Source organism: Streptosporangium sp. NPDC006013, from assembly GCF_040614275.1.
Classification (GTDB): Bacteria; Actinomycetota; Actinomycetes; order Streptosporangiales; family Streptosporangiaceae; genus Streptosporangium.
Genome location: NZ_JBEXUE010000505.1, coordinates 1 through 7,052 on the forward strand (window position 1 = coordinate 1; position 7,052 = coordinate 7,052).

Here is a 7,052-nt window from a genome sequence, read left to right on the forward strand (position 1 = left end):
TCAAACGGAACCTGCGCGACAGCAGTTTTATGTCCCCTGCTTTCGGCGTTCGAAATTAGGTGATGTGCTACACTTAAAATCGTTGTTTTCCACGGCCTCGTGGCCGGGTGTGGTCCTCGGACGGCGGGGCCGCAGGTCGCCCTCGGCGAGATGCAGGTCGGTCCGGCAGACCGCGCAGACCTCGACGCGGACCAGCACCTCACCGGGCCCGGGGGAGGGGACCGGGACGCGGACCTGACGCAGGGGACGCGAGAGGATCGGCCCCGGGTGGGTGACGACCCAGGCGTCCATCTCCGCGGGGATCACAGGCCGCGCCGGATGCGCCGGCCGCTGACCTCGGCGGCGGTGATCTTCACGTACAGCTCCCGCTCGCCTCCCGCCCACGGCCGGACGCCCAGCGCCGCCAGGGTGGCCCGGTCCTCCTCGGAGGAGACGTGCTGGATCCCGCCGCGCACCAGCACGCTCCAGCCCTCGTGGCAGGCGTCGTCGATCCGGTCGACCTCGAAGGCGACCTTGCACTCGACCCCCTGGACCCCGGTGCGCAGGGGGGCGTCGAGCGGGCCGCCGAAGGCGGTGCGGAAGATCACCGAGTCGCCGAGCAGGGCGTAGTCGACCGGAAGGATCACCGGACCGCCGGCCTCCTCGAAGGCGATCCTGCCCACCCCTCCGGGGGTGATGAGCCGCAGGCACTCGTCCCGGTCGAGCTTCTCCAGCACGGGGTGACCCGTTGCCAGGCCGTGGCCGGGCGGCAGGTCGGTGTACTTGCCGAGCAGCTCCTCGGGCCTGGTGTCCAGGGCGGTGGCCACGCGGTTCACGGTGCCGGTGTTCGGTGAGGCCACGGACTCCTCCAGGTAGGCGAGATAACCGGGGTCGATTCCGGCCCGCCTCGCCAACTCCTCCCGGCTGAGGCCGAGATCCTCGCGTCGTCTGGCGATCCGGCGGCCAAGGTCGCCCGGCGCCGATCTGCGTCCGGTCATGGGTTTCTCCCACTGCGAAGATCGATGTCGCTGCGAGTCCGGGGCTCCTCCGGCTCCGCGTCCCCCGATCGGCATCACCTGAGGCCTCCCCCGCAGCCACACACCCCTAACCCACCACCTCACCTGCGGAAACCTCGCCGCCGTCCGTGATCTTCCACAGCGAGGGCCGTAAGTCCCGGATACCGGGACGAGGGGGCGGGACCAAGGTCCTTCCGATCAGGGCCCGGCGGCCCTACGTGGCAAACACCCCTAATCGGAATCCTTGCGGAGATATCACTCGTGAGACGGAGCATTGATGGACGTCTTGGATCTGTCGCGCTGGCAGTTCGGGATTACGACGGTCTACCACTTCCTGTTCGTGCCGCTGACGATCGGTCTGTCGGTACTCGTCGCGGGATTCCAGACCGCCTGGCACCGTACGGGCAATCCCACCTACCTGCGGATGACGAAGTTCTGGGGCCGCCTGTTTCTGATCAACTTTGCGATGGGGGTGGTCACCGGCATCGTGCAGGAGTTCCAGTTCGGGATGAACTGGAGTGACTACTCCCGCTTCGTCGGTGACGTGTTCGGCGCGCCGCTGGCGATGGAGGGACTGATGGCCTTCTTCCTGGAGTCCACCTTCCTCGGACTGTGGATCTTCGGTTGGGAGAGACTGTCGCCCAGGGTCCACCTGGCCACGATCTGGATCGCCGCGATCGGCACCAACCTGTCGGCCTACTTCATCCTCGCCGCCAACTCCTGGATGCAGCACCCGGTCGGCTACCGCCTCAACCCGCAGACCGGCCGCGCGGAGCTCACCGACATCTGGGCGGTGCTCACCAACTCCACCACCCTGGTCACCTTCCCGCACGTGCTGTTCGGCGCGTTCATCGCCGCCGGGACGTTCGTCGCCGGGGTGAGCGCCTGGCAGTTGCTCAGAAAGAGGCATGTGGAGCTCTTCCGCACCTCGGCGCGGGTGGCCATGGCCGTCACCCTGGTCGCCTCGGTCGGGGTGGCCGCCTCCGGGCACTGGCAGGCGCAGATCATGACCGAGCAGCAGCCGATGAAGATGGCCGCCGCCGAGGCGCTGTGGGAGGACGAGACCTCCGCCGGCTTCTCGCTGTTCGCCGTCGGCGATGTCGAAAACGGTCGAAACCACATCAACCTGCAGATCCCCTACGGGCTCAGCCTGCTGTCCACCAACACGCTGGACGGCCGGGTGGAGGGCATCAACGACATCCAGGCCCGCTACGAGGCCATCTACGGCCCCGGCGACTACCGGCCGGTGGTCGGTCTCGCCTACTGGTCCTTCCGGCTGATGATCGGCTTCGGCGTGCTGGCCGCGCTGCTGGCCCTGGCCGGGCTCTGGCTCACCCGGCGCCGCAGACTCCCCGCCGGGCCGTGGTTCCACCGGATCGCCATCGCGGGCATCGCGCTGCCCTTCCTGGCCAACTCGCTGGGATGGATCTTCACCGAGATGGGCCGCCAGCCCTGGACCGTCTTCGGGCTGATGCGTACCGCGGCCGCCGTCTCACCGGGCGTCGACGTCACCGAGGTCGCGATCACCCTGGTCGGCTTCACCCTTCTCTACGCGGTGCTCGCGGCGATCGAAGTCCGGCTGCTCCTCAAGTTCATCCGCCTCGGCCCCGAGGACGAGACCGAGAAGCCGTCCGAAGACACCACCCCCGCGCTCTCCTACTGAGGCACCCACCAAGGAACCCCCATGGAACTCACCACCGTCTGGTTCGTGCTCATCGCCGTGCTGTGGACCGGCTACTTCGTCCTGGAGGGATTCGACTTCGGCGTCGGCATCCTGCTGCCGCTGCTGGGCAGGGACGAGGCCGACCGCAGGACCGTCCTGGCCACCATCGGGCCGGTCTGGGACGGCAACGAGGTCTGGCTGCTGGTCGCCGGAGGCGCCACGTTCGCCGCCTTCCCCGAGTGGTACGCGACCCTGTTCAGCGGGTTCTACCTGCCATTGTTCCTCATCCTCGTCGCACTCATCCTGCGCGGCGTGGCCATCGAGTACCGCAACAAGAGCGACAGCTCCCGAGGCTGGGACCGCACGCTGTTCATCGGATCGCTGCTCCCCGCCTTCCTGTGGGGCGTGGCCTTCGCCAACATCGTCCGGGGCGTCCCGCTGGACGCCGACCACGAGTACACCGGGACGCTGCTCACCCTGCTCAACCCGTACGCGCTGCTGGGTGGCCTGGCCACGCTCTCGCTGTTCGTGCTGCACGGCGCGCTCTTCCTGACCCTGCGCACCGACGGCGACCTGCGCGCCCGCTCGGCCGTCATGGCGAAGAGGCTCGCCGTGGTCACGCTGGTCGTGGGCGGAGCCTTCCTGACCGCCACCCAGCTCATCGGCGGCAGGCCCGCCACCTGGGCGAGCGCCGCGCTGGCCGCCGCCGGGATCGCGGGCGCGCTGCTCGCCACCCTGCGCGGCCGCGACGGCTGGGCCTTCACCGCCAACGCGGTGGCCGTCATCGCCATCACGGTCACCCTCTTCGGTAACCTCTGGCCCGACGTGATGCCCGCGCTGGACCCGGCCAACAGCCTGAACGTCGACAACGCCGCCTCCAGCCCGTACACGCTCACGGTGATGACGTGGGTCGCCGTCATCTTCACCCCGCTGGTCCTCGCCTACCAGGGCTGGACCTACTGGGTCTTTCGCCGCCGTCTGACCCGCACCGACCACGGAGGCGCCCACGCGGCCTAGCGTCTACGATGAGCGTTTTCCAAGGGGGCTCGATGCGGTTGGCGTTCAGCACGCTCGGCATGCCGGGGCAGGGCCTCGCGCGGGCCGTCGAGACGGCCGTGGCGTACGGGTGCGCCGGGCTCGAACTCCGCCTCCACCCCGATACCGGGGTCCACGCCGGGCTCTCCCCGGCGCGGCGGGCGGAGGTCCGCGCGGCCGTCGGGGCGGCCCGGCTGGAGATCTCCGCCCTTGCGGGATATGTCGGGATCGCCGTGACCGGCCCGGACGAGCCCGTGGTACGGGAACTTCGCGAGGACCTGGTCCTCGCCGCGGACCTGGGTGCTCCCGCCGTGCGGGTCTTTCCCGGCGGGCAGGACCTCGAGGCGGGGGCGCGGCGGCTGCGCGCGGTCGCGGACCTGTGCGCCGAGTCCGGGGTACGGGTGCTGGTGGAGACCCACGACGCCATGCCGACCGGTGCCGCGGTCGGGCGGCTGCTGGACGCCGCGGGCGTGCCCGAGACCGCGGGCGCGCTGTGGGACGTGCTGCACCCGTGGCGCCACGGCGAGGCGCCCGCCGACACCCTGGCGGCGCTGGGCGATCACCTCGCGTACGTGCAGATCAAGGACGCGGTCTCGGCGACCGACACCACTCCGGTGCCGATGTGGGCGGGCGGGGTTCCCCTCGACGGGTGCGGCGATCTGCTGCGCGGCTTCGGTGGCTGGGCCTGCCTGGAATGGGAACGCACCTGGTACCCGCAGGTGGCGCCGGTGGAGGAGATCCTTCCCGGCGCCCGCGAGTGGGTGGCGCGCTTCTCGGCCTGACCTCAGCCCCGGTGCCACGAGGACGGTCGCGCCGGATGGAGGACGGCGTTGATACCGAGCGCCGCCGCGGCGCGGACGTTGACCGCCCGGTCGTCGAGAAAGGTGACGTCACCGGGGGCGGCGTCGAGCCGACGCAGGACCTGCTCGAAGACGGCGGCATCCGGCTTGGCCAGGGCCAGCCGGCAGCTGTAGAAGCGATGGGTGAACGCCGCGGACCACGGCGCGTCGTCGATGGCCGCCGCCATCGACTCGGGGGCGTTGGACAGCAGGGCGAGCCGGTGGCGCCCGGCGAACCCCTCGATCGCGCGCAGGGTCTCGGGGTTGAGGTGGGACCAGCTCGCGGTGTCGGCCGCGTCGAGCCTGGCCACGAGGGGATCGCCGTCGTCGAGCGTCCGGCCGAGGACCTCGCTCCAGTACGCGTGGGGGGCCTGGCCGAGGTCGTAGGCGTCGCGGTGGCGCCAGTAGCGGTCACCGAAGGTCGCGAGATCCTGGCCGGCGAGCTCCGCCATGACCGCTATCTCGCCGGCGGGCTGTGGCATGGAGATGACCTCGCCGTAGTCAAGCAGCATCCATGTGGTCACGGGCTCTCCTCGTTGTGGGCCGGCACCGGCGTGCCCGGCGCCCCTCCAGCCTGCCCGGTGCGCCGGGGTGGAGAGGCACTTCCGGATCGGAAGTCTCAGATTTCCTGGGCGGTCGCGGTTCGGCGCCTCAGCCGGTGACGATCGTCAGGTCGGCGCGGGCACGGACGTCGTCGCGGATGTGGAAACTCTTCTCCTGGGCCGCCCAGCGCTCCCAGTGCGGGGCGTAGAGATCGCCGTCGCGCCCCAGCGCGCGGTCCTTGCGTACCTCGTCGGCCGCCTCCAGCCAGAGCAGGCCGCTCAGGTACGGCGCGGCGGCCAGCGCGCCGGAGCCGGTGCCGTCGACGACCAGGGTCCCGGCGGCCGGAACCTCGTGCCACTCGGCGTACGCGCCGTCCGCCCAGTCGTAGCGTCGCCATCGTGCGGGCCGGTCCAGGCTCAGCGGCAGCAGGATCCACTCGACCAGCGCGTCGACCCCGCTCAGCAGGCCGTCCCACCCCGGGTAGAGGTCGTCCATCCGTATGACGGGAGCGGCCGGCTCCGCGGCCACGGCGGTGGCGAGGGTGGACTTCCCCGACCCCGACCGCCCCTCGACGGCCAGGACACGGGTGCGCCCCGCCCTGGCGGGGCGGGCGCGCAGCCAGGCGGAGACCCGCGGCGCGTGGCCGTTCACGGCCGGCGTCATCGCGCGTCACCCCGGCCCGGCCGTCCGGCGGGCCGATGAAGCGCGCCAAGGAACTCCGCCAGTGCGGAGGTCGTCTCCACCGGCCGCTCCAGTGACGGTAGGTGACCCGTCCGGGGCAGGTCCAGCCGGCGTGCCCCCGCGATGCCGTCGGCCAGCAGGCCGGACACGGCCTGGATCTGCGGCACGTCGGCGAGTCCGTTGACCACCAGCGTGGGCACCCCGATCTCGCCCAGCCGCCCCTTCGCCGGTGGATCGAGCTGCCGTTCGGCGGAGGGCGGGCCGCTCCACAGCCGTTCGAACACGCCGCGACACATCGCGACGGCCGCCTCCCAGACCGCGGGGTCGAGATCCTCCCGGCCGCGGTCCGGCCCGGCGACCTGCCAGCGGACCTGTGCCTCCGCCATCGCCGCCACGTCCGCGGCGTCGACCGTCTCCGCCTCCCCGGCGCGGTAACGCCGCAGCCGGTCGGCGGGCACGGCACTGTGCACGCGTACCCGTGCCTGCTCCAGCATCTCCGCCGGCCAGGCGTGCCCGGACAGGCCCGAGCAGACCAACGCGAGCGCGGTCACCCGTCCGGGGGCGGCAAGGGCCGCGTCCAGCGCGTACGCGCCCCCCATCGAGCAGCCGACGAGGGCTGCCCGCTCCACCCCGAGCGCGTCGAGCACCGCCAGCAGGTCCTCGTGGTGCGCGAACCCACCGGCCGCGTCGCCGGACTCGCCGTACCCGCGCCAGTCGTAGCGGATCACCCGGTGGCGCGCCGACAGCGCCAGGAACTGGTGCTCCCACATCCGCCGGTCGGCTATTCCCGCGTGCGCGAACAGCACCGCGGGACCGGAGCCCGCCTCGTCGTACGCGAGTTCCACGCCGTCTCGTCGAATCGTCGCCACCCCGGCAACCTACCGAGTGGACGCCGCCCCCGGAACGCGTGTTCGCCGTCGACGAAGCGCCGCAGGGGCCCGCGCGACGGCCGAGCCATCCGCCGGGTTCGGGCGGGCAGGCTCGCCCGAGGCGGTGTCAACCGCGGGAAAGGCCCGTGGACGGCGTCCCGCGTGGCGGGTGGCTCCGGCCGGCGACGACCGCCTATGGTGGCGTTGCCCAGGTCAAATGATCATTCAGTGGTCAGGGGCGTTCTCCCCTCGCGGTCGAAAGGTTCGAGATCGAGGAGGGCCTCATGTCCAGCAGACGTACCGTGACCAGGGTGTGCGCCTGGGCGATCACACTTCTCGCCTCCGCGGCGCTGCCCGCCCGTGAGGTTGTCGAGATCCAGGAGATCATCGTCGATCCCGATCACCCTGCGGCCCTTGGTCTGCAGGT

At 71.4% G+C, this 7,052-nt stretch carries 8 protein-coding genes; 3 read left to right on the forward strand and 5 right to left on the reverse strand.

The window, feature by feature from the left end:
- Nucleotides 1–27 precede the first annotated feature (27 nt).
- Together ABZ260_RS43140 and ABZ260_RS43145 are read right to left on the reverse strand one after the other, a co-directional pair.
- Nucleotides 28–291 carry an alcohol dehydrogenase catalytic domain-containing protein gene (locus ABZ260_RS43140; protein ID WP_355629494.1) on the reverse strand — a complete coding sequence of 88 codons (264 nt, stop codon included), beginning with the start codon at nucleotides 289–291 and terminating at the stop codon, nucleotides 28–30.
- Nucleotides 292–302: 11 nt separating this feature from the next.
- Complete coding sequence (locus ABZ260_RS43145; protein ID WP_355629497.1) at nucleotides 303–977, reverse strand: pyridoxamine 5'-phosphate oxidase family protein; 675 nt, start codon at nucleotides 975–977, stop codon at nucleotides 303–305.
- Between the two features lie 295 nt (nucleotides 978–1,272).
- Between ABZ260_RS43145 and ABZ260_RS43150 the strand changes: the two genes are divergently transcribed.
- Genes ABZ260_RS43150 through ABZ260_RS43160 form a run of 3 tightly spaced genes read left to right on the forward strand, consistent with a single transcriptional unit; the run spans nucleotide 1,273 to nucleotide 4,475 of the window.
- Entirely contained in the window at nucleotides 1,273–2,658 is a 1,386-nt protein-coding gene (locus tag ABZ260_RS43150) for a cytochrome ubiquinol oxidase subunit I (protein ID WP_350923791.1), read from the forward strand.
- Between the two features lie 21 nt (nucleotides 2,659–2,679).
- A complete protein-coding gene (cydB, locus tag ABZ260_RS43155; protein WP_355629500.1) occupies nucleotides 2,680–3,675 on the forward strand; it encodes a cytochrome d ubiquinol oxidase subunit II in 996 nt (331 codons plus the stop codon).
- A 32-nt stretch (nucleotides 3,676–3,707) separates the two neighbouring features.
- Nucleotides 3,708–4,475: a sugar phosphate isomerase/epimerase family protein gene (locus ABZ260_RS43160; RefSeq protein WP_355629503.1), complete on the forward strand. Its 768-nt coding sequence runs from the start codon at nucleotides 3,708–3,710 to the stop codon at nucleotides 4,473–4,475.
- Between the two features lie 2 nt (nucleotides 4,476–4,477).
- On the opposite strand, the gene ABZ260_RS43165 is transcribed toward ABZ260_RS43160, so the two are convergent.
- From ABZ260_RS43165 to ABZ260_RS43175, 3 genes are all read right to left on the reverse strand, one after another.
- Nucleotides 4,478–5,056, reverse strand: a complete 579-nt coding sequence (locus tag ABZ260_RS43165) for an HAD-IA family hydrolase (protein WP_355629506.1) — start codon at nucleotides 5,054–5,056, stop codon at nucleotides 4,478–4,480.
- Nucleotides 5,057–5,183: 127 nt separating this feature from the next.
- Complete coding sequence (locus ABZ260_RS43170) at nucleotides 5,184–5,738, reverse strand: hypothetical protein (RefSeq protein WP_355629508.1); 555 nt, start codon at nucleotides 5,736–5,738, stop codon at nucleotides 5,184–5,186.
- Entirely contained in the window at nucleotides 5,735–6,625 is an 891-nt protein-coding gene (locus tag ABZ260_RS43175) for an alpha/beta fold hydrolase (protein WP_355629511.1), read from the reverse strand. Before ABZ260_RS43175 ends, ABZ260_RS43170 begins: the two co-directional genes overlap by 4 nt.
- Nucleotides 6,626–7,052: the final 427 nt, after the last annotated feature.

Bases quoted from the DNA above. Each gene is read 5' to 3' on its own strand.
- ABZ260_RS43140 (WP_355629494.1), bottom strand. From the start codon at position 291: ATGGACGCCTGGGTCGTCACCCACCCGGGGCCGATCCTCTCGCGTCCC.
- ABZ260_RS43145 (WP_355629497.1), bottom strand. From the start codon at position 977: ATGACCGGACGCAGATCGGCGCCGGGCGACCTTGGCCGCCGGATCGCC.
- ABZ260_RS43150 (WP_350923791.1), top strand. From the start codon at position 1,273: ATGGACGTCTTGGATCTGTCGCGCTGGCAGTTCGGGATTACGACGGTC.
- cydB (WP_355629500.1), top strand. From the start codon at position 2,680: ATGGAACTCACCACCGTCTGGTTCGTGCTCATCGCCGTGCTGTGGACC.
- ABZ260_RS43160 (WP_355629503.1), top strand. From the start codon at position 3,708: ATGCGGTTGGCGTTCAGCACGCTCGGCATGCCGGGGCAGGGCCTCGCG.
- ABZ260_RS43170 (WP_355629508.1), bottom strand. From the start codon at position 5,738: ATGACGCCGGCCGTGAACGGCCACGCGCCGCGGGTCTCCGCCTGGCTG.